The organism is Acinetobacter sp. 129952 (genome assembly GCF_056642055.1).
The window spans coordinates 1-23,441 of the sequence record NZ_JBWVSU010000022.1 but is presented as its reverse complement, the minus strand read 5'-3'; the positions used below and the strand labels follow the sequence as shown (position 1 = coordinate 23,441).

General features: G+C 35.5%; 30 protein-coding genes. 16 read left to right on the top strand and 14 right to left on the bottom strand.

Going from position 1 to position 23,441, the window contains the following annotated elements:
• Positions 1 to 193: 193 nt before the first annotated feature.
• The 3 genes from AC1IR0_RS15215 to AC1IR0_RS15205 all read left to right on the top strand — a co-directional run bounded on the left by AC1IR0_RS15215 (position 194) and on the right by AC1IR0_RS15205 (position 2,299).
• Positions 194 to 805, top strand: coding sequence for a recombinase family protein (locus AC1IR0_RS15215; protein WP_004811709.1), 612 nt, complete (start codon positions 194 to 196; stop codon positions 803 to 805).
• A 679-nt stretch (positions 806 to 1,484) separates the two neighbouring features.
• On the top strand, positions 1,485 to 2,015 hold the full coding sequence (locus AC1IR0_RS15210) for a PadR family transcriptional regulator (RefSeq protein WP_005254570.1): 531 nt from the start codon (positions 1,485 to 1,487) through the stop codon (positions 2,013 to 2,015).
• Positions 2,012 to 2,299, top strand: a complete 288-nt coding sequence (locus tag AC1IR0_RS15205) for a DUF3861 domain-containing protein (protein ID WP_005015460.1) — start codon at positions 2,012 to 2,014, stop codon at positions 2,297 to 2,299. Before AC1IR0_RS15210 ends, AC1IR0_RS15205 begins: the two co-directional genes overlap by 4 nt.
• A 142-nt stretch (positions 2,300 to 2,441) precedes the next feature.
• Here AC1IR0_RS15205 and AC1IR0_RS15200 read toward each other — a convergent pair whose 3' ends face one another.
• Positions 2,442 to 2,735 carry a type II toxin-antitoxin system RelE family toxin gene (locus AC1IR0_RS15200; protein ID WP_005254654.1) on the bottom strand — a complete coding sequence of 98 codons (294 nt, stop codon included), beginning with the start codon at positions 2,733 to 2,735 and terminating at the stop codon, positions 2,442 to 2,444.
• Complete coding sequence (locus AC1IR0_RS15195; RefSeq protein WP_000246756.1) at positions 2,725 to 2,970, bottom strand: type II toxin-antitoxin system RelB/DinJ family antitoxin; 246 nt, start codon at positions 2,968 to 2,970, stop codon at positions 2,725 to 2,727. Before AC1IR0_RS15195 ends, AC1IR0_RS15200 begins: the two co-directional genes overlap by 11 nt.
• Before the next feature lie 242 nt (positions 2,971 to 3,212).
• On the opposite strand from AC1IR0_RS15195, the gene AC1IR0_RS15190 reads away from it, so the two are divergent.
• Entirely contained in the window at positions 3,213 to 3,410 is a 198-nt protein-coding gene (locus AC1IR0_RS15190; protein ID WP_004282105.1) for a hypothetical protein, read from the top strand.
• A gap of 66 nt (positions 3,411 to 3,476) precedes the next feature.
• Here AC1IR0_RS15190 and AC1IR0_RS15185 read toward each other — a convergent pair whose 3' ends face one another.
• The 5 genes from AC1IR0_RS15185 to mobQ (AC1IR0_RS15165) all read right to left on the bottom strand — a co-directional run bounded on the left by AC1IR0_RS15185 (position 3,477) and on the right by mobQ (AC1IR0_RS15165) (position 9,319).
• Positions 3,477 to 5,354 (bottom strand): potassium transporter Kup, encoded by a 1,878-nt coding sequence (locus AC1IR0_RS15185; RefSeq protein ID WP_419670534.1) that lies wholly within the window; start codon positions 5,352 to 5,354, stop codon positions 3,477 to 3,479.
• A 418-nt stretch (positions 5,355 to 5,772) separates the two neighbouring features.
• Complete coding sequence (locus tag AC1IR0_RS15180; protein ID WP_479741538.1) at positions 5,773 to 6,324, bottom strand: plasmid replication DNA-binding protein; 552 nt, start codon at positions 6,322 to 6,324, stop codon at positions 5,773 to 5,775.
• Between the two features lie 60 nt (positions 6,325 to 6,384).
• Positions 6,385 to 7,308, bottom strand: a complete 924-nt coding sequence (gene repM, locus AC1IR0_RS15175; protein WP_004811812.1) for a replication initiation protein RepM — start codon at positions 7,306 to 7,308, stop codon at positions 6,385 to 6,387.
• A 200-nt stretch (positions 7,309 to 7,508) separates the two neighbouring features.
• A complete protein-coding gene (locus AC1IR0_RS15170; protein ID WP_479741537.1) occupies positions 7,509 to 7,781 on the bottom strand; it encodes a hypothetical protein in 273 nt (90 codons plus the stop codon).
• A gap of 101 nt (positions 7,782 to 7,882) precedes the next feature.
• A complete protein-coding gene (gene mobQ / locus AC1IR0_RS15165) occupies positions 7,883 to 9,319 on the bottom strand; it encodes a MobQ family relaxase (RefSeq protein WP_479741536.1) in 1,437 nt (478 codons plus the stop codon).
• Between the two features lie 209 nt (positions 9,320 to 9,528).
• Between mobQ (AC1IR0_RS15165) and AC1IR0_RS15160 the strand changes: the two genes are divergently transcribed.
• Together AC1IR0_RS15160 and AC1IR0_RS15155 are read left to right on the top strand one after the other, a co-directional pair.
• Positions 9,529 to 9,810, top strand: a complete 282-nt coding sequence (locus AC1IR0_RS15160) for a mobilization protein (protein ID WP_479741540.1) — start codon at positions 9,529 to 9,531, stop codon at positions 9,808 to 9,810.
• 29 nt (positions 9,811 to 9,839) lie between these two features.
• Positions 9,840 to 10,031 carry a YqaE/Pmp3 family membrane protein gene (locus tag AC1IR0_RS15155; RefSeq protein ID WP_004282089.1) on the top strand — a complete coding sequence of 64 codons (192 nt, stop codon included), beginning with the start codon at positions 9,840 to 9,842 and terminating at the stop codon, positions 10,029 to 10,031.
• Between the two features lie 444 nt (positions 10,032 to 10,475).
• On the opposite strand, the gene AC1IR0_RS15150 is transcribed toward AC1IR0_RS15155, so the two are convergent.
• Entirely contained in the window at positions 10,476 to 11,075 is a 600-nt protein-coding gene (locus AC1IR0_RS15150) for a hypothetical protein (RefSeq protein WP_479741535.1), read from the bottom strand.
• A 144-nt stretch (positions 11,076 to 11,219) separates the two neighbouring features.
• On the opposite strand from AC1IR0_RS15150, the gene AC1IR0_RS15145 reads away from it, so the two are divergent.
• Together AC1IR0_RS15145 and nadS are read left to right on the top strand one after the other, a co-directional pair.
• Positions 11,220 to 11,540: a type II toxin-antitoxin system RelE/ParE family toxin gene (locus AC1IR0_RS15145; RefSeq protein ID WP_005404023.1), complete on the top strand. Its 321-nt coding sequence runs from the start codon at positions 11,220 to 11,222 to the stop codon at positions 11,538 to 11,540.
• Complete coding sequence (gene nadS / locus AC1IR0_RS15140; RefSeq protein ID WP_479741534.1) at positions 11,533 to 11,805, top strand: NadS family protein; 273 nt, start codon at positions 11,533 to 11,535, stop codon at positions 11,803 to 11,805. The genes AC1IR0_RS15145 and nadS overlap by 8 nt, the downstream gene beginning before the upstream one ends.
• A 497-nt stretch (positions 11,806 to 12,302) precedes the next feature.
• Here nadS and AC1IR0_RS15135 read toward each other — a convergent pair whose 3' ends face one another.
• Positions 12,303 to 12,890, bottom strand: coding sequence for a hypothetical protein (locus AC1IR0_RS15135; RefSeq protein ID WP_004733144.1), 588 nt, complete (start codon positions 12,888 to 12,890; stop codon positions 12,303 to 12,305).
• A 276-nt stretch (positions 12,891 to 13,166) separates the two neighbouring features.
• Between AC1IR0_RS15135 and AC1IR0_RS15130 the strand changes: the two genes are divergently transcribed.
• The gene (locus AC1IR0_RS15130; RefSeq protein ID WP_004733143.1) at positions 13,167 to 13,577 is read left to right on the top strand and encodes a hypothetical protein; all 411 of its coding nucleotides are present in this window, start codon (positions 13,167 to 13,169) and stop codon (positions 13,575 to 13,577) included.
• Positions 13,578 to 13,601: 24 nt separating this feature from the next.
• On the opposite strand, the gene AC1IR0_RS15125 is transcribed toward AC1IR0_RS15130, so the two are convergent.
• A complete protein-coding gene (locus tag AC1IR0_RS15125) occupies positions 13,602 to 14,024 on the bottom strand; it encodes a hypothetical protein (RefSeq protein WP_004733142.1) in 423 nt (140 codons plus the stop codon).
• A gap of 267 nt (positions 14,025 to 14,291) precedes the next feature.
• Between AC1IR0_RS15125 and AC1IR0_RS15120 the strand changes: the two genes are divergently transcribed.
• Positions 14,292 to 14,720, top strand: coding sequence for a hypothetical protein (locus tag AC1IR0_RS15120; RefSeq protein WP_000877730.1), 429 nt, complete (start codon positions 14,292 to 14,294; stop codon positions 14,718 to 14,720).
• 171 nt (positions 14,721 to 14,891) lie between these two features.
• Here AC1IR0_RS15120 and AC1IR0_RS15115 read toward each other — a convergent pair whose 3' ends face one another.
• Positions 14,892 to 15,446 carry a hypothetical protein gene (locus tag AC1IR0_RS15115; RefSeq protein WP_004734496.1) on the bottom strand — a complete coding sequence of 185 codons (555 nt, stop codon included), beginning with the start codon at positions 15,444 to 15,446 and terminating at the stop codon, positions 14,892 to 14,894.
• Positions 15,447 to 15,727: 281 nt separating this feature from the next.
• Between AC1IR0_RS15115 and AC1IR0_RS15110 the strand changes: the two genes are divergently transcribed.
• Positions 15,728 to 16,243 carry a tetratricopeptide repeat protein gene (locus AC1IR0_RS15110; RefSeq protein ID WP_035341500.1) on the top strand — a complete coding sequence of 172 codons (516 nt, stop codon included), beginning with the start codon at positions 15,728 to 15,730 and terminating at the stop codon, positions 16,241 to 16,243.
• Positions 16,244 to 16,507: 264 nt separating this feature from the next.
• Here the strand turns inward: AC1IR0_RS15110 and AC1IR0_RS15105 are convergent, their stop codons facing one another.
• The 3 genes from AC1IR0_RS15105 to mobQ (AC1IR0_RS15095) form a co-directional block, all read right to left on the bottom strand.
• Positions 16,508 to 17,044: a plasmid replication DNA-binding protein gene (locus tag AC1IR0_RS15105; protein ID WP_159373047.1), complete on the bottom strand. Its 537-nt coding sequence runs from the start codon at positions 17,042 to 17,044 to the stop codon at positions 16,508 to 16,510.
• Between the two features lie 67 nt (positions 17,045 to 17,111).
• Positions 17,112 to 18,026 (bottom strand): replication initiation protein RepM, encoded by a 915-nt coding sequence (repM, locus tag AC1IR0_RS15100; RefSeq protein ID WP_159373046.1) that lies wholly within the window; start codon positions 18,024 to 18,026, stop codon positions 17,112 to 17,114.
• A gap of 526 nt (positions 18,027 to 18,552) precedes the next feature.
• Positions 18,553 to 19,989, bottom strand: a complete 1,437-nt coding sequence (gene mobQ / locus AC1IR0_RS15095; RefSeq protein WP_479741533.1) for a MobQ family relaxase — start codon at positions 19,987 to 19,989, stop codon at positions 18,553 to 18,555.
• Between the two features lie 210 nt (positions 19,990 to 20,199).
• On the opposite strand from mobQ (AC1IR0_RS15095), the gene AC1IR0_RS15090 reads away from it, so the two are divergent.
• From AC1IR0_RS15090 to AC1IR0_RS15070, 5 genes are all read left to right on the top strand, one after another.
• Positions 20,200 to 20,481, top strand: coding sequence for a mobilization protein (locus AC1IR0_RS15090; protein WP_479741539.1), 282 nt, complete (start codon positions 20,200 to 20,202; stop codon positions 20,479 to 20,481).
• Between the two features lie 29 nt (positions 20,482 to 20,510).
• A complete protein-coding gene (locus AC1IR0_RS15085) occupies positions 20,511 to 20,702 on the top strand; it encodes a YqaE/Pmp3 family membrane protein (RefSeq protein WP_479741532.1) in 192 nt (63 codons plus the stop codon).
• 384 nt (positions 20,703 to 21,086) lie between these two features.
• Positions 21,087 to 21,272, top strand: a complete 186-nt coding sequence (locus AC1IR0_RS15080) for a hypothetical protein (protein WP_479741531.1) — start codon at positions 21,087 to 21,089, stop codon at positions 21,270 to 21,272.
• A 2-nt stretch (positions 21,273 to 21,274) separates the two neighbouring features.
• Positions 21,275 to 21,922: a Fic/DOC family protein gene (locus AC1IR0_RS15075; protein ID WP_479741530.1), complete on the top strand. Its 648-nt coding sequence runs from the start codon at positions 21,275 to 21,277 to the stop codon at positions 21,920 to 21,922.
• Between the two features lie 97 nt (positions 21,923 to 22,019).
• Positions 22,020 to 22,862, top strand: coding sequence for a DUF4062 domain-containing protein (locus AC1IR0_RS15070; RefSeq protein ID WP_479741529.1), 843 nt, complete (start codon positions 22,020 to 22,022; stop codon positions 22,860 to 22,862).
• The last annotated feature ends 579 nt before the right edge of the window (positions 22,863 to 23,441 follow it).

The window sequence follows — 23,441 nt, the reverse complement described above, 5'->3', positions numbered from 1 at the left end:
ATTATTCAATATTTCTTAAATTAACATAATACACGTTATACGAATTCCCAAGGCATGGCTTTTAGTTATGCTTTTTTTATCAAAAGAGTATAGCTGAATGATAGCGAGCCAAATCGCATACAATATCTATCATTAGACTTAATGCAATAATTAAATGATGTTGTTATCATTAATCTAATAGAATTAAGATTAAATGATAGAAATGAATACACGTATTTATCTACGAGCTTCAACTAAAGATCAAGATGCAAAAAGGGCTTTGCAGATTCTTCAGGATCTAAACCAAAACTTGAATTTGGGTGAAACCATTGTGTACGTGGAAAACTATAGTGGTACGAAGTTAGACCGACCTGAATTGAATAAGCTGCTGTCAGAAGCAAATCAAGGTGACACCTTGTTAGTTGAAAGTATTGACCGCTTATCACGCCTAACCCAACGAGATTTTCAAGAGCTGAAGCGCAGGATTCAAGAGAAAGGACTTCGATTAATTGTGGCAGATCTTCCTACTACCTACCAAATGATTCAAACCAGTGACACCATTACTCATTCAATCCTAGAACTCATTAATAATATGTTGATTGATCTCCTGGCAACAATGGCTCGCCTAGACAATGAGAAACGTATAGAACGTATTAAGCAGGGCCTGGCACGTTCGGGTTACAAGCCAACAGGTAAGAAAGCCAATGAGGCTAAGCACAAACGAATAAAAGAATTACTAGCAGCTGGCAATATGACTAAGGAAGAAATTGCCAAAGCAGTGAATTGTGGAGTTGCAACTGTTTATCGAGTTGCTAAAGTCATTTAAAAAGGCTTGTATCAGTGCTTCCCTTATGTCATATCTATTTACAAAGGAACAAGGCATTCTTAAAGATCAAAAGAAGGGATTAATGATGAAAAAGCATTTGATTTTCCTTGTTTTTATAGTGATGGTTTTTATTTTAGCTCTAGTTGTAAAGATTAATAATGATCATAAAAAAGGGCAAGCATTAAACAAATTGGAACTAGTTGAAAAGCAAATCCATTAGGTAAAAATTGACTTATACTTATTTAAATAACGCTAATAACTAAGCCCAAAGAACACCTAGACCCAGTGCTATACACGCTTAGTTTTTTATATTTTAAAAGAGCATTTTAGCAAATATCATAAAAGACCGATCTATTCTCAAGCCGGTTTTTTATATCGCCGAGCATCATGGCTTCATCATAGATATATGAATATTAAGATAAATAAAAAGCCCTATAGTCTCTCCCGTTACTATAAGGCTTATAAAACGCTGTAATTTTTTTCTTAATTACCTACTTTTCGATGTAAGTTATGAATATATTTTACCTATTGGTAAAAATAAAGATATAAGACAAAAGATGAATATGCTAGGAATTTCGCATAACAACCATCATGTTAAATGCGGGGATAAATAAAAGAATTGAAAATATATCTAAGATTTATTAAGATATATCTTAATAAATCTTAGATATACCAACTTATGAATGAAACAACTGACTCTTTGCTGATAAATTCAGATACGCCATCACGTAAAAGCCGTTTATTTGAATCTGGCCATATGAAATTGCTAGTGCTTTCTTTAATTGAACAAGCGCCTAGATACGGTTACGAAATTATTAAAAGCATTGGTGAGTTGGTAGGTGGTGGATATAGCCCAAGTACAGGCACAATTTACCCAACCTTATCTTATCTTGAAGACATGCAATTTGTTTCTATTGAAAAACCTGATGGTGACCGTAAGCAGTACAAGATTACAGTGACTGGTATTAACCATTTAAATGGTCAAAGAGAGCATTTAGAACATATCCTTGGCCGCTTAGAGACGCGACGTGAAATTCAAAATAATGATCAATATCTAGATATCTATCGTGCAATGGCAAACTTAAAAACATCATTGCGACTTAAATTAAAAAATAATGCACTGACTGAAGAAACAATTCATCAAATTGCTAAGAGCATTGATCAAGCTGCTGTTGATATTAGCTGTCTTAAAAATGAGGTAGTCCGATGAAACAACATAAATATCAAATTAGTGTAAAGCATCTTGTCGATCCAAAAGGACAGCCTTCAACTTACACTGAAGATCTTGTTTTTACTGCTTATAATCACGATGATATTTTCAAAGTTTTAGAAAAATTGCAGCAGAAAAAAATTATAGATGAAGAATCAATGAAATCTTTTGCCGTAGGATTAAAGCTTATGGGAGAAGTGTTATTAGAAAATAAAGATATTCCTTTATTTAAAGATTTTTCGCCGCAATTTATTGAATTTATTAAATCAATCAAAAAACTTTAACTTACGGAGTTAGTCCATTTAAATCTATTCCTTTGAGTTAATCTGATATGAAAAATATTTAAGGTTAAATTATTTAGTTTTCTTAAAATTAACATAATACACCTTATACGAATGCAAAAATGGGAGCTATAAGCTCCCATTTTTAGTCTTTAATGCGCTTTTTAGCTTCTTCATAAACTATGCTATCAGCTCGTTTCCCGACTGTGATGAGCAAGATAACTACCTGATCATCTTTAAATTGATAGACAAGTCTGACACCAGCTTTTAATAATTTAATTTTATAGCAACCTGCAAGATCGCCTCTCAGCATATTCTTTGGAATATGTGGCTGCTCTATGACTTTGGCTAGTTTCTTCTTAAATTGATCTCGTATAGCAACAGGGAGTTTTTCCCATTCTGCTGTAAAGTCTTTGTGACGTAAAAGCTTATAAGTCATCTAATGTGACTTCCTCAAACATCTCTTTAGGGTCATTAATGCGCTTACGGACAAGAGCTAATAATTCTTCATCTTCTTCTGAAAGCAAAGCTTTTTTGACAGGTAGTTTCCCAGTCGTAGCAACATACTCAAGAATACTAGTAAAGAAATCTGTAGGTGCAATACCTTGTTCTTTAAGGATGGAATAGGATTTTTCTTTAAGGGCTTCATCGACCCTGAAGTTAACAGTAGCCATCATATCTCCCAGTTATTTAATGTGCTAAGAGTACTGTAATGCAAATTGCATTACAAGTCGACTTCGTATAACCGCCATTATGTTAAATGGAACCTTCTTTAGTTGAATATTCATACTTTCAATGGAGCAAAACTTGCAGAATCTTGTCTAATTTGTAATCCTTGCAGCCAAGGGTGTCTAGCTGAGCTAAGGCAGGTATTTGTTGTAGTCGGGCCGCTATAATATTGATAAAGAGCGCCTGTATGTTTAATTTCAAGATTTTTAATAAAGTCTCTACGGAAGTGTTGACGATAAAAAATGACCTTCAGCTTAATTCTGAAATTCAACTTATAACAAAATATAAGACCTCTACTTCTGAAGATTATAAAAAAGCAATTATTTTGATCTTTAAAGAACGTGGTTATTCAGCTTTAGAGATTGGTCAACTATTGGAAAATTAAAGTAAAAGATTTATTCTGATCAGATAGACACCCTTATTTAAAGGTGCCTATTCATTTTAGAAATTCTTAAATTTCAATCTGACTACCTAGCTCTACCACCCGGTTAGAAGGGATTTTATAAAAATCACTGACAGGGCTGGTATTTTTTTGCATTGCGACAAATAACTTTTCACGCCATGTAGACATCTTGCTGGACAGACTTGGAATTAATCTTTCTCTAGAAACAAAGAAGCTGATATTCATTAAGTCATACTCAAGATCCAGTACTGAAAAAGCTTGTTTCAATGAATGAGGCACATTAGGCTCTTCTTTAAATCCATAATGGATCGTTATTCTGAAAAAACCATTCTCTAGTACTTCAGTAACGATTCGCTTAGCTTCATCAACATACGGGATTTCAGAAGTCTTGATTGTCACCAAAAAATTACGTTCATGCAGAACTTTATTATGCTTTAGATTATGTAAAAGCGCATGGGGTACGACTTGAGGCGTTCCAGTTAAAAATACGGCATTTCCACTCACTTTCTGACCTGCCTGTTCAAGGTGCTCAAGAAACACATTCAGTGGAAGCGTGTCCTTCTGCAGTTTGTCCTGAAGAATCTCTCTGCCTTTTTTCCAGGTCATCATGAGGGTAAAAACAATAACCGCAATAACGACTGGTACCCAGCCTCCAATCAGTACTTTTAATAGGTTTGAACTCAGCAAAACCAGATCAATAAAGGCGAATGGAATAATGAACAGTAAGACTTTCCATGTTTTCCATTTCCAGTAACTATAAGCCAGAAAAGCTACTAACAGTGTGTCACAGAACATGGTCACAGTGACGGCCAGACCATAAGCACCTGCCAACTTGCTGCTACTTTCAAATATTAAGATCAAGATGGTGATAGAGATAAACAGGAGCCAGTTCAGTAATGGAATATAAATTTGTCCAATTTCCGAAGCGGAGGTATGTAAAACTGTAAGCCTAGGTAGATATCCCAACTGTATTGCCTGTTTAGCCATAGAGAATACCCCACTGATTAAAGCCTGTGAGGCAATCACTGCAGCTGCAGTAGCCAGAATAATCATAGGATATAGAAGGGCTGAAGGCAGAAGCAGGTAAAAAGGATTGGTGATAGCCGAAGGATCTCTTAACAGTAATGCTCCTTGTCCAGCATAATTCAGCATCAGACATGGCAGTACAATTAAAAACCAGCCTAACTTGATCGGTAAAATACCAAAATGTCCCATATCCGCATATAAGGCTTCACCACCTGTTACTGTTAAAACCACAGCTCCCATCACAAAAAATGAAATAAGAGGATTGTTAATAACGAATAAAAAAGCCCAGTGTGGGCTGAATAATGCAAGAACAAATGGACTTTGAATAATACTCATAATGCCAATGGCACCAATAGATAGGAACCATAACAGGGTAATAGGACCAAAAAACTTCCCCATCATTGCAGTCCCATGTTTTTGAACGGCAAAGAGAGCTATAAGAATTCCAATACTGATTGGAATAATGAAGCGATCAAATGACGGGGCAGCAACAGAAAGTCCCTCAACTGCAGATAAAACAGAAATAGCAGGGGTGATGATACCGTCACCGAAGAATAAGGATGCTCCAATGAAACCTAAGATAATGATTGCCAGTCTTTTTCCACGGGACAATCCTTTTTGCCTAAGGTTTAAGGCGAGTAATGCCATGATACCCCCTTCACCATTGTTATCAGCTCTCATGATCACCAAAACATATTTAAGCGAAACAATTAAGGTAATGGTCCAAAAGATTAAAGAGAGAATTCCCAGGATATTAAGTTCATTAATAGGTAGCCCGCGTGTCGCATGAAAGCTTTCTTTTAATGCATATAATGGACTCGTTCCTATATCGCCGAATACTACTCCTAGTGCAGCCAGTGTTAATGCTGGTACTGCCGGCTTACTCACATTATTTTGCATATATTTGATTTACAAAATTGGGGAGCCTCGAATTTTATCATCTAGCTTCTCATGAAATTGCCTTGTACATAAAAACCCATACTTTCTTAGAGTGTTATAGTTTTTCTAGCTAAGCCTGCACTATATAGGTGCTATTTCACTTATAAGTAATCCAAAAATATATGATTCTTTAATAGATAATTTTAAGTTTTTTCTAAAATTAACATAATACACCTTATACGAAATGCGTTATAATTGTCTTGAAAATTCAATGCTGTAGTTTCTAGTTGATAGCCCGAACATCCCTGTTCGGGCTTTTTTTATCTTTTTTAGTGTTCCACGATTTTATTCAGTTTTAATAAACATCATCCGGTTTTTTGAGGAGTCATTATTTCATTGCTGGCAATGAAATTGGCTCATCAAAAAAGTGGAGTGCTGGCTAACCATAAGGAAGGAAGAAACGGCTCAGGAAGCCCCTTTTTTTAGGTTCAGGCTCAATATGTTCAGGGATAGGGATCCGTTTGTTCTCAGGAGTAGTCAATCCGTCATAGTTTGATTCATCCTGTGACCGAGGATCTGTTGCTATATTCGAATTAGTAGATTCATTTAGCTGATTAATATTTTCTTGTTTTGGCTGTTCTAAGGTGCCTTTAAACTCAATTCTGTGAGTAAGATCTTCAATATGTTGCATCAAAGACTTTTCTCTTTGATTTGCTAAATCTAACTGATTTTTGAGTAAAGAAATCTGATCTTTTAATACATTTTCAACTTCAGATTGAATGTGTACCTGTACATCCTTCTGAACTTGTTCAGTGCGTGTACTGGACTGAACACTGATTGGATTGCCATAAACTCTAATAAGTTCCGATAAGTCTATAAGACCATCATGATCTCTTGATAATTCACCATTTTTTAAAGCCTCATATATTGTTGTACGTGATTTTTTAAAGGCTTTACTTGCGTCCATGACGCTGAATTTTGTTGTGTTCAATGTAATCCCTCAGTGCGTGTACAAGGATGTTCGTGTGAACATCCAATCTGAACATGAAGTTTATTTTGTATTAAAGCCTACTTTCTTTAGATAGGGGAGTAGTTCTTCAAATTTTTGTGGATCTCGTAGCATTTCAGAAATTCGAACTGCAAATTGTGAGTAGCTTTCAGTACCTTGAGAATATTTATTCATATCTGGAAGCTCAGATAATTTACTGGCAAAAAGATGACACTGTGCATCGGTAAATTTTGAGAAAATCTCAAGAGCAGTTTGCTCTTTAGTATGAGCTATAACGACTTTTTTCAGTTTAAAGGTGAATGAAAAACCAGAAATATTACGTCCCTTTTTATGTTGCTGACATTGGACGTTAATATCCGTATGTTCATTAATTTGAGCAATAGCTAAATTTAATACTCGATCTTTAAAATTTCCCATTCTTGTATATTCATCATCAAGAACGCCTATTTTTTGTCTGAACTCTGCAAGTTCAATAATAGGAGTTTGACCCGTACTGCGCCAAGCAATTAATAATTCATATAATCGCACAGCATAAGCGCTGCTGAGATTACTAATCTGTTGTAACTCATATTTAGTAAATTGTTCTTCTAAACGTGTAATAAGTGGCACGATTGCAGGGGCAAATATTAACTTTACTGTAGCTTCATCGTCGATATATCTAATTTCGCTGACCCAACGACTTAAAACATTCTCTACATTTCCTCTTTTATTAATTTCTTGATAGCTAAATTGACGTACAAATAGATCTTTACAGGCATCTTTTAACGCTTGGTAAGCTGTTTGTCTTGCAACATTAAATTGATTTACATAACTCTCAGCATGGACTTCTAAAGGGTCATTTGCATTGATTCCCCGACCACTATCTCTTGCTTCGACGATGGCTAATAAGATCAAACGTTGTTCTACTAAGTCTAAGTTATAACTCGCATTAATTAATGCATTGTCTTTAACTACTAAGTCCCGCATTCTATTTATCTACATTATTACTTATGAATATAAATCTATAATAATAAATATGTAGATTAATGCAAGGTAAACGTAGTTAAATCTACAAAAAAAATAATGTAGATTATTGGTAGGTAAACGTAGTCATATTGGTAGGTAAACGTAGTCATATTGGTAGGTAAACGTAGTCATATTGGTAGGTAAACGTAGTCATATAAGCTCTAGAAGCCTTTATTTACAAAGACTTGAGCCTCTCTAAAAGCATTTAAAAGCTTAAAATAATTAAAAACCCAAAATATAAAAAATTGCCCTTGGTTTTCGCTTCGCTCAAACTCTATTGAATCTCGCTTTCGCTCGATTCGTCGGGGCAATTTTTGGTTCATATTTTCGTGACTTTTAAAAAAAGCAAAAGCAACTCGGAATTCGCTTCGCTCATGAGCTTTTTTTCTCGCTACGCTCGGTTTAGGAATCAAGCTTGGAAAGTTCGCACCCATTCGGGATGCTCTGCTATGCAGGTGATTGATGGATAGGGAGCTTGTAATCATGGAAAGGGATGGGCAAATTTTCTCAGTTCGCTCGTAGACACTCGCTCTGTTTAGCGACTCATGCCACGAGATTTCATTTTAGGCGCATGCTGCTGTGCTTTGAGCTGTTGTTCTTGTCTGAGTTTCATCTGTTGTTCTGCTTTGATCTCATCCACACATTTTTTAATGACTTGATAGGATGGGTATAGAGTCTGGTATTGCTTGGCTTTGGCCGGATGTTGTTGTTGGTACTGCTTCCAGGCATGTTCTTTGAACTTTTTATTCTCCAATAAATCCTTCACACCATGTTTTTTCTGGTGTTCATGCTGACCTTTCAGCTTTTTGTGTTCCTGGCAGATCTCATCACGTTGGGCTTCCCAGGCTTTTTTTCCAAACAGTAAGGGTTTGTTCTGGGTTAATTCGTTGTGTTGATCGACCAGGCTTTGCAATTTGTCATGACTTTGCTTGAGTCCGCTTTTCACGATCTCCTGGGCAAGCTGCTGATTGAACTCGTTTTGATGTTTGTGGTGCTTGGTCAGGTTTATTTCGGCTTGTTTGAGATTGCGCTGCATAAAATCCAGGTCTAGATTCGCGTCTTTTGCGCTGATTTCGCGATTTAGCACTTTACCAAGGGTTTCCCTCTGTTTTTCCTCAAATAGGGCTTTTTCGTCAATTGGTGACGTTTTAGCGCTATTTTTGATTTGGGGCTGCTGTTCAGTTTTCAGTGTGCTGAGTTTTATCTCATTTTCAGCAATTAGAACGTCCATATTTTTGCCGTATTGCAGCTGCGCCTGATTTCTCTGTTTGATTTCATCATTACTACGGCTGATTTCGGTTTCGATGCCTCTTCTACGCAGTTCGGTGACTTTCGGCCCTTCGTGCAGGGTGGCTTCCAGACCATTCTCCTGGTCCTTGTAGCTGCGGTGGTCGACTCGGGCGGTGTATCCGGCCATGTCCAGGTGCATATTGCAGATATCGGCAAAGTGTTTCCGCCAGTGTTCGATTTCTCCACTGTGTTTCTGATCCAGTTCCCGGGTTTTCTCGGTAAAACCTTCTGGCGTAAGTTTACGTGTACTCATCAGGATATGGGCGTGATAATTGCGCTCATCACTGCCGGATCCGGTATGCGGTGCATGAATACAGGCATCGACTGCTACCTGATGTCTTTCCACGATGCTGGCACATAATTCTTCGAGCATGGCCAGACGTTGTTCTTGGTTCAGTTCACTTGGAAAGGCAATTTCAAATTCCCTGGCTACAGTCGAGTTTTTTCGGGTTTCCCGTTGTTCAACTTCGTTCCAGAGTTTTTCTCGATTCTTTAAATGCTCTGGTGCGCCTTCTGGTAAATAAATTTCTTTGTATTCCACACCGGTTTTTCGGCTGTAGTCATGTTCTCGGCCTTCACGTTCGCAATAGATCTTTTCACCTGCCCGATAGGCAATCGCAGCAGTGGCGGAACGCCCTGCTGATCGTGCTACGGTTTTGACTGAAAAGTGGTAAATCGCCATGCCTATTTTTCGCTTTTAAATTTTCACGTAGTGAAATACAACCGTGTCTACGGTTGTCGGGGTATTGGGGAGACCCCAATCGGACTTGCAAACGAAGTTTGCATAAGTGCGCTCTTCGAGGAAAACATTACTATACATATAGCACCTTGAATACAGATTCAAGTGCGCTTATGTTAGGGATGGTTTCCCAGGATGATGGTATTGGATTAATGAGCGTTACTGAAACACTAGACAGCAAAATTAAAGCCCAGGAAGAAAAGCTAAAGCAGTTAAAGGCTCAAAGACAGGCAGCACTGGCAAGAGAACGTGCCAAAGAGAAAGAGCAGGCACGAAAGGACGATACCAGACGAAAGATTTTAATCGGATCCTGCATGTTGAAAATTACCGAAGATGATGAACAAGCTAGAGCAAAACTGATTGCTCAGATGGATAAGTATTTAACGGATGAAAGAGATCGTAAGCTATTTGATCTGTCGGCAATTAATTATTAATTTTTTGAAAAGATACATAGGAATTTGAAATGAGATTGCTAATTGCCTTAATTTTTCCCTGGCTGCTGTTTTTCACTATAGGACGACCATTTGCCGGCATCATTTGTTTGCTACTCCAGATTACAGTTTTAGGTTGGATCCCGGCTGCTATCTGGGCGGTCTATGCTTTGTCGCAATACAAGACTGATCAGAAAATTAAAAGAGCAATTCGCTCATCATAAATAGTTTAATTGTGCGATTTTTAGATCTGATCGCTTTTGTGATTTCCATCACACTTATCCATAAGTGAATGATCAGATTGTGAAGATTATTTGAGCAATAAGTGATTTAATAAATTTTATAACAATAATTATAAAACTCCAGAGGTAAAGAAATTAACCCTTTAATTCTTAGTTAGAAAAATAATTAAAACAAGAATTAGAGGGTTTCATTTTTTATCGAGTTCACTCTATTTTTTGCCATAAAGCGAAACATTAGGATTCGGAAGTTACTGAAAAATTTGATAAAATCAATACAGCGACTTTCTAACTCAGAAACCATACGTCTAAAAAGTTAATAAATTCTTCTAATAAGCCTTTCTTAAAATTGGCTAAAAAACCTTGTAGAGCGGCATCCACGTTAAAAATTATTGAACAGAAAATATATTATAGAGCTTAGTAGAAATCTTATTCATGATCATCATGTTCTGGGTGAGATCCAAACCGTCCATTCTCTCTATAGGAATGTGCATATAATTTTGTAGCATCGTCATTCATTCTATCTTGAATAACATCATCATATTGTTCTGAAGAAACTTGTAGGCTACTTTTATTTAAATGTTTAACTTGGAAGTGTACTTTTAGCATATGTCTTTTTAGATTTTCTTTATTCACTCTTCTATTGCATATATTACATATAACAATACAGACTAGCTTTCCCCTTCTATTTTTTATCCAAAATTCTTTTTTTTCATTATATATAGGTTTTTTTAGAGGAATTTTATTTTTTTTACATGTAATTAAATGCTCTTTGAAAATATCTTTTTCGATTTGATTTGCACAAATTTTACATTGAACTAATATTTTTTTTTGTTTTTCTCCATTTTCATCTTTAGTCACTACATAAGTTTCATGATTGAAATTTTTTTCAAGTTCCAATTTTGGATTTTGCAAAATTTTTATAGGTAATATTGGGTCTAATTCATTCAGATTAATTCGTCCTGAGCCATAACATCTAAAGCAATTTTCATTATCTCCGTTACATGAGCAGTCTATATAATTACTCATAATTTATTCCCCTTAAAAATATAATAATAAAGTTTCATTTCAAATTAATATAATACAGATTACACAAAAACGAGATTTCATAGTTCTCGTCTTTTTGTTTTAGAACTGCTAACATTCTTATACGCCATTGACGTATCTCAACCTATGTTATTCATTGAAACTAGTATTTTTACCAAGCAAATCAAAGAGCTTGTAAATGATGAGGAGTATCGTCAGCTCCAGCAAGATCTCTTGGTACAGCCTGATAAAGGTGACTTAATCAAGAATGGCGGTGGCATTCGTAAAGTACGCTGTGCTCAAGGTAATAAAGGTAAAAGTGGCGGTATCCGTGTGATCTATTACTGGGTCACAGAAGATGATCAGATATTTTTCCTAGTGGCTTATCCAAAGTCTGTGAAAGATAACCTGACAGATAAAGAGACCTCTATTTTGCGTCAATTAGTGAAGGAGCAATTTCATGGATAACAACTTATTTGATGACCTGGTTGCTTCAATCAAACAAGCTGGTGCCATCAAACGTAATGAAATGGAAGCAAGCCGAGTAACTGAGCTTGAATTGCCGGATATTAAGGAAGTACGTGAGAAGACAGGTTTGACTCAAGCTGAATTTGCTGCACGTTTGCATATCAGTGCTAGAACCCTACAAAACTGGGAACAAGGCCGTCGCTATCCGACTGGCCCTGCAGCAACTTTAATTCGTATTCTAGATGCCCATCCAACTTTAATTTAAGAAATTTAGACAATAAAAAACCCCGGCATCCTGCCGGGGTTTTTCATTGGAACATTAGGTCTCTGTGCTCTTGCGTGTCTTATATAGCGCCATCCTGGTGCTTATTTTTAATTATGTGGAACTTCCTGTTCCTGACCATTCAATCATATGAAAATTCCAGTACGGCAGCTAGCCGCAAAGGGCCGATATTGATGTGCGCCAGGGCGTACAAAATAGCCTAAATTTCATCCACAGAAATTGGGGATAGTTTTCGCCCTGGAAGAGTTGAGAACATTGGGAAAATGCCAGAATTGAGTATTTTTTAACCGATTTTACTGGCGAAAGATTACAAAGTTGCTTAAAAAACACACGAGTTGTTAAAACGTGTGTTTTTTGATCTTTGGGGTTTTGGATTTATTGAGTTAACTATTTGATAAATAATACTATTTAAAAAGGCGTTTCGTATAACCACCATTATGTTAAATGAGGTACTTACATACTTCATTCCTCTCTAATTTCTACTGTATGAAATAAGCTTGTGAAAGGCATTGTGCTGTAGTTTCATCAAGGTTTTTTTCGATCTCGTTCCAACTATCGAGATATTCTTGAAATTGCTCATTCATAAAGTTTGAATGTAATGCTACCTGCATATAGTAGCCATCAACAACCAGGGCTATAAAATTTAGATTGCTTTCAATAATTGCATATCCACCATTTTGCATTTGCAGAAAAGAGCGAGAAGCATAATCTAAATACTTGGCTTCTATTGGAGTCTTAGCAATCATTGCTGGAGAATATGCGGCAAAGGTATTTTCATTTTTTGCATTGTTTATAGGTAGCCAATAGAGATATCCATCTGTTTGCTTTAGGCTCTCACATAGCAGTTCGTATAAGTCTTGATTACATTTTTCGTTGTATTTACTTGAATAATCTAATAAATTTAATTTTCTATTTTTAGAAATTACTGAAGGATTGATATAATTATTATGATTAATCCATAAAATAAATATATTAGAAATATCGGTATATTCCTGATTACTTAATTTCCCATAATAGGGCTTTAAGGGATCACTATCCTCAATCCAAGGTTCAGTTTTCATATTCATAGAACCATTCTCTAGTGTATTTAGACATTCGTTTTAAAGTGAAGAAAAACTAAAATTAATATAATACACGTTATGCGAAGTTAAAAAATGAAACTATGCCATTAATTTTTATGTGTTTTTTAAAACTTAAAGCCCAGACTTCGGTCTAGTTTTTTTCATTTCTTATAACAGCCATTATGTTAAATGGCTTGAGAATTAGTTAAAAATTCCACCATTATTAATTAAAAGATATTGATGTAAAATAAGATCAATAATTTTCATTCATATCAAATATATATGGAAAAATTCAATACAAAAAACTTAGTTGCGAAACATGCAATTATTTTTAGTTCTTCTGATTCTGAAATATCTATCCATATTTTTATGGAACCATTTATCTACCAAGATGAGATCGTAAGTCCAATAATTTGCTTAGATGATATTGACTTACCATCAACTAAACTTTGCTTATTGATTAATAAGTTTTTGACTTTTACTCAAGGTGATTTAAGTGGTTCGATATATTTAGGTGGGGCCCACCATCCTGTAGATGTAACAGGTTTAAGCTTTTTTCTAAGCAGACAAAATAAATTAAATGTTCTTGTTAAAGGTATTTACGACTTTGAGTATGAGGGCCTAGATGGTGTAGTTAATGAAGCATTTGTATTGAATACATTACTTAGTTGTTGCGATGTTAATGAAGACTAGCGAAATGTATAAGCCTTAAGAAAGCTAGTCTGTATATAACCAACGAACGAATTTTCCATCTTCATCATAGAGTTTATGAGCTAATGCGTAAGGACAATGTATCAAGAAATACCACCCTAAATAGTTATTTTTTTGATCCATTTGATGGATAGCGAAGCTACCAATCCAAACTTGTTGTAGCTGTTCAATTTGTTCTTGGGGGCTTCCAAGCAGTAACTCTCCATCTCTAGATGGCCCTTCATAATTCAAATTATAAAATAAAGAAATATCACCACTTTCTAACAGGATTTTTAGAGCTTTGAAGAAAGCTATATCTTGTCTATATTCGAGCTTAATCTTTGGATCTATTTCTTTAAGAAAGTTACCACACAAATAAAATAAATCATCTAAACCTTCCTTAAACTCATATTCATGAAAGGTTTTAAGGATTAACTCCAATTGATTCATAAAAATGGATGCTCCAAAATATTCAAAAATTAAGATTTTCTAAAATTAACATAATACATGTTATGCGAAGTTGAAAAATTGAGGCTATACCCTTAATTTTTATATTTTTTTTAAGATTTAAGATTTAAAATTTAAAATTTAAGATTTAGGCCAGTGCCTAGGTTTTTTTATTTCGTATAACCGCCATTATGTTAAATAGAATCAAAAAACCTCCAATAAAATCGTTATAGTATTATTATTTATTGAGTAGATAAGAGAATTAAATTAGTGAAATACTCAAATGAAAAAATAGTAAAAGCTCTCTTACTTTCTCCTTTACCACTACTTTTTTTCACAGCAGTCCTGTTTATCGTAATGAATCAGGAATACAGCCTATACTCGATTTTAGTGGTTCTTGTAGGGCACGGTCTTGTCTACTTGGCTTATTGTATTTTGACTGTACCTTTCAGCTTCATATTCTCAATTCTTTTAAATCGTTATAACAGTCTTAATTTATTAACTATCTGTATTGCCTCTATAATTATTGCTACTCCATTTTTTATTCTTTTTGGATGGAGTCACACAGGAGAAATTTCGAAAGAGTGGTGGAAGATGTATACAGATACATGGACTATCTTTATGGCTCTATTTCCTGGCTTATGTTATTGGCTATTTCTGATTAACCTAAAAGATAAGAAATCAAAGAATATTGAATAAACCATTGCATAGAGATTCTTAAATTTCCCTAAAATTAACATAATACACGTTATGCGAAATTAGAAAAATGAGTTTATTGCACTGATATTTATCTGTTTTTTAAATTTTAGACCTGGGTTGGTGCCCAGGTTTTTTTAGTGCGTATAACAGCCATTATGTTAAATGGGAGGATTAGATCCATCCTCCAGTAATAAAATCTCCTGAATCATATCCAATAGAGTACCCAACCTTTCTTTCTGGGTAAGCGGTTTTATAATGATTCATTGACGCTTGTGCCAGTTTAAGTGCATAAGCTAAGAACAAAGGATATTCAGCATAATTATCCAGTTCTGTTTCATCTGCTAAATCTTCAATAGATCGTAAAATTTCAGAGCTAAAAGCGCCTTGCTCAGGATAGTATGTTCTAGCTTCAGACATCCAATCTAAGTTATCTTCTTCTGCAATGTATTGATCTGATACTGCAAAATATAGATATCCATTATCAGAAAGACCAAACCAAAACCCTTGCTCAATAAAGGGAGAAGCCTCTTTTTCTAAAGAGTCAATTACGTGGGCTGCTAAACTTTTAACTTCTGTTGTGTAATCTAATTCTTTGAATAGGTCCCAACTTTTGTTTGGCTGCATTTCATGACAATGATTGATGATCGTTGTCATGAAATTATCAATATCTAGATCATTTTTATGAAGATCAATTTCTTTAAAGATTTTTACGAAGTCAAATGACATAAATAGCCTACATTTTTCCAAAATTTAAATAAGTAAGAAACGTTTAGATTCCCTAAAATTAACATTCTGCACGTTATACGAAATTTAAAAAATGAGATTATCCTTATGATAATTAAAGAAATTTAAAAATTTCGTATAATCGCCATTATGTTAAATCACTCTAATTTTTCATCTTAATAAAGTATTATTAATAACATAACGAATTAAATATAACTTTGATTTGAAGGCATAAAATGAAATTTTTCAAACTTGCATCTATTGCTCTAGGACTGATCTTTTCTATGGAAACTTTGGCAAATCCAACATTTTCAAATGAGTTATTAACAAAGGCTGAAAATGGTGATTCATCAGCACAATTAGAATTAGCCGATGTATATATACATGGTTACGGTATTGAAGAAGATGAAGCTCAAGCCGAAAGCTGGGCTATTAAGTCAGCGGAAAGTGGCAATATCGATGCAATGTATTGGCTTGGTGATGGGTATGCGACATACGCTGGTTTAGTTGAAGATATGGACCCAACTGATGCTGAAGAACATTATAAGAAAGCTTTTGTGTGGTTCTCAAAAGGATCTGACTTAAATCATACTGATTCTATGGTGGGTTTAGCTAATTTATATCGTAATGGTGAGGGAGTTACTGAAGATACTGCTAAGGCATTATATTTATTTAAAAAAGCTGCGTCTCTTGGCAGTAAAGAGGCTATGAGGGATCTTGAATTTATGTATCGATATGGAATAGGTGTAGAAAAAAATTTAGATAAAGCAAAATTTTGGGAAGATAAGGCACAGATGTAACTATGTAGAATAATTAAAATTAACATAATACACCTTATACGAAATGCGTTATAATTCTCTTGAAAATTCAATGCTGTAGTTTCTAGTTGATAGCCCGAACATCCCTGTTCGGGCTTTTTTTATGATTTTTCATGTTCCACGATCAATAAACAAGCAATGTTCCACGATTTTGTTTAATTTTAATAAACCTCATCCGGGTTTTTGGTGAGTCATTATTTCATGCGCCTGCACTGAAATTGGCTCATCAAAAAATTGGAGTCCTAGCTAACCATAAGGAAGGAAAAAACGGCTCAGGAAGCCCCTCTTTTTAGGTGTAGGCTCAATATGTTCAGGAACAGGGATGCGTTTGTTCTCTGGAGTAGTCAATCCGTCATAGTTCGATTCAGTCTGTGGCCGAGAATCTGTTGCTATATCCTGTTCAGATTTATGATCGGTAAACGTAGTCATATTGGCTTTTGGAGCTTCCAGTAAGCGCTGCATGGCTTCAATCTGTTCTTGATAAAACGATTCACGTTCTAATGATTGATTTTCTCTCTGTATTGCCTGATTTAATTGTTTTTCCAGCATGTCAACTTGACGTTTTAGCGAGTCAACTTCTGTTAAGTTATGCCTACTAGTTGATTGACTTTGGTTGACACTAGAATTGCTTTTTTGTGGTTCCCCAAAAACTCTCAAGGCTTCTGAAAAGTCAATTAATCCATCCGATCCTTTTGATAAATTTCCTTTCTTTATATGGGCATATACAGCTTGTCTTGAATATCCATATAATTTCGCTAGTTCTGAAACTGACAGTTTTTTCATTATGTAAACCAGTTTTCAAATAGTGTTAATAGTTGATTGTTAACTTTACTATGTCAATTGACATCATTCATTGAAAGCCGACTTTTCGAAGTAATGGCATAAATTCTTTTAATTTATTTGGCTCTTGTAGCATGGTTACAATCCGAGCAGCAAACTGTTCATAGCTTTCATTACCTTGTGAAAGTTTAGCCATCTCAGGAAGTTCTGATAATTTACTAGCAAATAAATATCGTTGTGCATCAGTCAAATTGATTTTTAGCTCTTTGTCCTGACTTATGTCATTGGCTGTAGACTTTTTCTGTTTGAAGCTAAATGAAAAGCCCGTAATGGATCTGCCGGTTTTATGTTGTTCAACTTTGACATTAATATCGGTATGTTCATTTACTTGCTTTAATGCAATGTCTAAAACATATTTCTTAAAATCGTACATCCTTTTGTATTCAGTCTCGAGTACACCTATTTTTTGTCTGAAATCGTAGATAGTTATAAGAGGCGTTTTTCCGGTACTACGCCAAGCAATCAATATTTCATATAAGCGAACAGCATAAGCACTCGTTAAATTACTTATTTGCTGTATCTCATACTTTGTAAATTGTTCTTCTAATCGAGTTATTAAAGGCACAATAGCAGGAGCAAAAATAAGTCTAACGACAGCCTCATTATCAATATAAGCAACCTCGCTTACCCATCTTGACTTGTGATTAATGACATTACCTTTTTCACTAAGACTTTGATAACTGAATTGTCTTGCAAATAGGTCATCGCAAGCATCTTTTAAGGCTTGATAAGCAGTATTTCGATGTACACCAAATTGATTGATATAACTTTCAGCATGAACTGTTAATGGATCATTAGCATTTATCCCTTTACCTGACTCCCTGGCCTCAACGATAGCTAAAAGAATTAATCGTTGTTCTACTAGATCAAGGTTATAACTAGCATTAATTAAAGCGTTATCTTTGACAATTAGTTCGGTTTTCATATGAAAAATTTATATTTTTAAGTCAATAAGACGAGGTTATATTATTAACTCGCTTAATGCAAGGTAAACCTCGTTTTAATGCAAGGTAAACCTCGTTTTAATGCAAGGTAAACCTCGTTTTAATGCAAGGTAAACCTCGTTTTATAATCTCTCAAAGCCTTATAAATTCAGGTTTACAGGCTATCTAAAAGCATTTAAAAGCTTAAAAATAATTAAAAGCCCAAATCATAAAAAATTGCCCTTGGTTTTCGCTTCGCTCAAACTCTATTGAATCTCGCTTTCGCTCGATTCGTTGGGGCAATTTTTGGTTCATATTTTCGTGACTTTTAGAAAAAGCAAAAGCAACTCGGAATTCGCTTCGCTCATCAACTTTTTTTTCTCGCTACGCTCGGTTTAGGAATCAAACTTGGAAAGTTCGCACCCATGCGGGATACTCTGCCATGCAGGTGATTGATGGATAGGGAGCTTGTAATCAGGGAAAGGGATGGGCAAATTTTCTCAGTTCGCTCGTAGACACTCGCTCTGTTTAGCGACTCATGCCACGAGATTTCATTTTAGGAGCTTGTTGCTGTGCTTTGAGCTGTTGTTGTTGTCTGAGTTTCATCTGTTGTTCTGCTTTGATCTCATCCACACATTTTTTAATGACTTGATAGGATGGGTATAGAGTCTGGTATTGCTTGGCTTTGGCCGGATGTTGTTGTTGGTACTGCTTCCAGGCATGTTCTTTGAACTTTTTATTCTCCAATAAATCCTTCACACCATGTTTTTTCTGGTGTTCATGCTGACCTTTCAGCTTTTTGTGTTCCTGGCAGATCTCATCACGTTGGGCTTCCCAGGCTTTTTTTCCAAACAGTAAGGGTTTGTTCTGGGTTAATTCGTTGTGTTGATCGACCAGGCTTTGCAATTTGTCATGACTTTGCTTGAGTCCGCTTTTCACGATCTCCTGGGCAAGCTGCTGATTGAACTCGTTTTGATGTTTGTGGTGCTTGGTCAGGTTTATTTCGGCTTGTTTGAGATTGCGCTGCATAAAATCCAGGTCTAGATTCGCGTCTTTTGCGCTGATTTCGCGATTTAGCACTTTACCAAGGGTTTCCCTCTGTTTTTCCTCAAATAGGGCTTTTTCGTCAATTGGTGACGTTTTAGCGCTATTTTTGATTTGGGGCTGCTGTTCAGTTTTCAGTGTGCTGAGTTTTATCTCATTTTCAGCAATTAGAACGTCCATATTTTTGCCGTATTGCAGCTGCGCCTGATTTCTCTGTTTGATTTCATCATTACTACGGCTGATTTCGGTTTCGATGCCTCTTCTACGCAGTTCGGTGACTTTCGGCCCTTCGTGCAGGGTGGCTTCCAGACCATTCTCCTGGTCCTTGTAGCTGCGGTGGTCGACTCGGGCGGTGTATCCGGCCATGTCCAGGTGCATATTGCAGATATCGGCAAAGTGTTTCCGCCAGTGTTCGATTTCTCCACTGTGTTTCTGATCCAGTTCCCGGGTTTTCTCGGTAAAACCTTCTGGCGTAAGTTTACGTGTACTCATCAGGATATGGGCGTGATAATTGCGCTCATCACTGCCGGATCCGGTATGCGGTGCATGAATACAGGCATCGACTGCTACCTGATGTCTTTCCACGATGCTGGCACATAATTCTTCGAGCATGGCCAGACGTTGTTCTTGGTTCAGTTCACTTGGAAAGGCAATTTCAAATTCCCTGGCTACAGTCGAGTTTTTTCGGGTTTCCCGTTGTTCAACTTCGTTCCAGAGTTTTTCTCGATTCTTTAAATGCTCTGGTGCGCCTTCGGGTAAATAAATTTCTTTGTATTCCACACCAGTTTTTCGGCTGTAGTCATGTTCTAGGCCTTCACGTTCACAATAGATCTTTTCACCTGCCCGATAGGCAATCGCAGCAGTGGCGGAACGCCCTGCGGATCGTGCTACGGTTTTGACTGAAAAGTGGTAAATCGCCATGTCTATTTTTCGCTTTTAAATTTTCACGTAGTGAAATACAACCGTGAATACGGTTGTCGGGGTATTGGGGGAGACCCCAATCGGACTTGCAAACGAAGTTTGCATAAGTGCGCTCTTCGAGGAAAACATTACTATACATATAGCACCTTGAATGCAGATTCAAGTGCGCTTATGTTAGGGATGGTTTCCCAGGATGATGGTATTGGATTAATGAGCGTTACTGAAACACTAGACAGCAAAATCAAAGCACAGGAAGAAAAGCTAAAGCAGTTAAAGGCTCAAAGACAGGCAGCACTGGCAAGAGAACGTGCTAAAGAGAAAGAACAGGCAAGAAAGAACGATACCAGACGTAAGATTTTAATCGGATCCTGCATGTTAAAAATTACCGAAGATGATGAACAAGCCAGAGCAAAACTGATTGCTCAGATGGATAAGTATTTAACGGATGAAAGAGATCGTAAGCTGTTTGATCTGCCCGCATTTAATTATTAATTTTTTGAAAAGATACATAGGAATTTGAAATGAGATTACTAATTGCCTTATTTTTTCCCTGGCTACTGTTTTTCACCATAGGGCGACCATTTGCAGGCATCATTTGTTTGGTACTTCAGATTACAGTTCTAGGTTGGATTCCGGCTGCCATCTGGGCGGTCTATGCTTTGTCGCAATACAAGACTGAGCAGAAAATTAAAAGAGCAATTCGCTCATCATAAATAGTGTAATTGTGTGATTTTTAGATCTGATTGATTTTGTGATTTCCATCACACTTATCCATGAGTGAATGATCAGATTGTGAAGATTATTTGAGCAATAAGTGATTTAATAAATCTTATAACAATAATTATAAAACTCCAGAGGTAAAGAAATTAATCCTCTAATTCTTAGTTAAAAAAATAATTAAAACAAGAATTAGAGGATTTCATTTTTTATCGAATTCACTCTATTTTTTGCCATAAAGCTCCTATCCCATATGGGTATGGGGCTATTTTTTTGACTTCGTATAACAGGTTTTATGTTAAATAGAGGATCTAATTTCTTCTTTAAAGAAAAATGTTATATCCTGAGAGTGAATCTGATTTATCTAAAGTGAGAATTTTATGAAAAAAGTTATTAGTATGAGAGACAGCCGTACTCAAGCTTTTCAAGTCGTAAAAGCTTCTTTTGCAGTAGATAATTTGGTCGTAGCAAATAAGGGTTTACAACCAATACATGAGTATGTAAATGGTTCTAAGACATTTGAACAAGCTAGAAATACATTAATTGAAATGTATCGTGTACGCTAAAAATGTTTTTTGATGATGAACTACATTATTATTTAACAGAAGAAGATTTTTATGATGATCCATTTTGTGATGAAAATGGTGTCTTAAAAAACAATCTCGGTATCTCTAATACTAAAGATCTGAATGATGCTGAGAAAGCATTTAGTGCTTTACAAAATACTAAGCTACAAGAAAATATAGATATTTTTCTAGGTGATTTTGATTTACAACACCTACAAAATATACATTACGAATTATTCCAAGATGTTTATCCATGGGCTGGCCAATTAAGACTGGTAAACACATATAAAGGTGAATGTATATTTCTTCGATATCTAAATATAGCTCCTTTATCTGAAATATTATTTTCATGCTTAAAGAATAATTTTAAATATCTTATTGATAATAAAGAAAATAAGGATTTAATCTGTGCTTTTTTAGCCAGGTTTTTTGTTACTTTAAATTATATACACCCATTTAGAGAAGGTAATGGTCGCTCACAACGTTTTATGTTAGGGCAAATTTTATTCAAATTAGGCTATTCAATTGATTGGACTACCGTTAGTTCTGACGCTATGAATCAGGCTGTTATCTCTGGATGGAAACAAGGGGATTTCAAGCTAACCGAAAAGATGATTAAGCTAAATATTAAGAAATTAGAATTAAGTTAAACGACATACCAAGTCGCTTATATAAATTTTAGTATTGCGTCTTTCAAATTTACTAACTAACTTATAAGTATTTAAAATTACTAAAATTTAGGTAAATATGTCTTATATTGCAACAGTTATCCCTGTAATGATTGCTTCCCCAGGTGATGTATTACAAGAACGCGAAGAAGTAAGAAAAGCTATTTATAATTGGAATGATATTAATTCAAAAAATACTAGCATGATTCTAAATCCCATTGGTTGGGAAACACATGGTGCTCCTGAAATGGGTGATAGGGCACAGGCTTTAATTAATAAGCGCTTACTAAATGATTGCGATTTATTAATTGCAGTTTTTTGGACACGTATAGGTACACCTACAGGTGGATATGAAAGTGGGACTGTTGAAGAGATTGAGCGTCATATGGCTGAAGGGAAGCCAACAATGATTTACTTTTCAAAAACACCAATTGATTACTCGACAGTAGATAGAGATCAATATGATTTATTGATAAACAAAAAAAACGAATGGAAAAATAAAGGTCGCATAGAAGAGTTTTCTTCTCTACAAGAATTTAAAGATAAATTAAATAAGCAGTTGCCATATTTATTATCAACACATGAATATATTTTGTCCTGTTCTTCCTCTATTCCAAACTCACAGGAAGCTTCTAAGGATTCCTCTGTAACTTTAAGTAGTGAGGCAGTTGAAATTATTCGGTTAGCTGGTAGTAGTGATGGAGGTATTATGAAAATCCGTCATTTGGCTGGTTTGCTTTTTCAAGTAGGAGGGGAAAATCTTGATACTTCTACTCCAAGAAAAGAAGCTACATATATGGCAGCATTAGGTGAACTATTGAATTATGGCTTAGTAGAAGCAAAAGGGACTAAAGGTCAGATATATAATCTAACTAAATATGGATGGGATGCTTACGATAAAATTATGGCCTCTAATTCTTAATTTTCAATAAAAAACCCCGGCATCCTGCCGGGGTTTTTCGTATTGGTTCGCTCGGTATAACTCCTGTCCTACCTTACAGTCCTTGTGCTTATCTATTGTTATTCTTATATGGAACTTCCTGTTCCCGATGAGTTCATAATAGTAAAATTCCAGTATTCCGGATAGCAGCAAAGAGCCGAGATTGATGTGAGCCAAAACGTACAAAATAGCCTAAATTTTATCCCCAGCAATTGGGGATAGTTTTGGAACCTGGATCCGTATGAAATGGGCAGTGATTGCCAAATTGATCGTTTTTTAGTCAATTTTATTGGCGAAATGTTACAGATTCGCTTAAAAACTCACCAACTTATTACAAAAGCCGATTTTTGTGCATTTTTAGATTTTTCTTTTTTTGTTAAGTGCTTGAAATTTATATTCATATACAAGTGTACTTCGTATAACCACCATTATGTTAAATGGAACCTTCTCTAGTTGAATATTCATACTTTCAATGGAGCAAAACTTGCAGAATCTTGTCTAATTTGTAATCCTTGCAGCCAAGGGTGTCTAGCTGAGCTAAGGCAGGTATTTGTTGTAGTC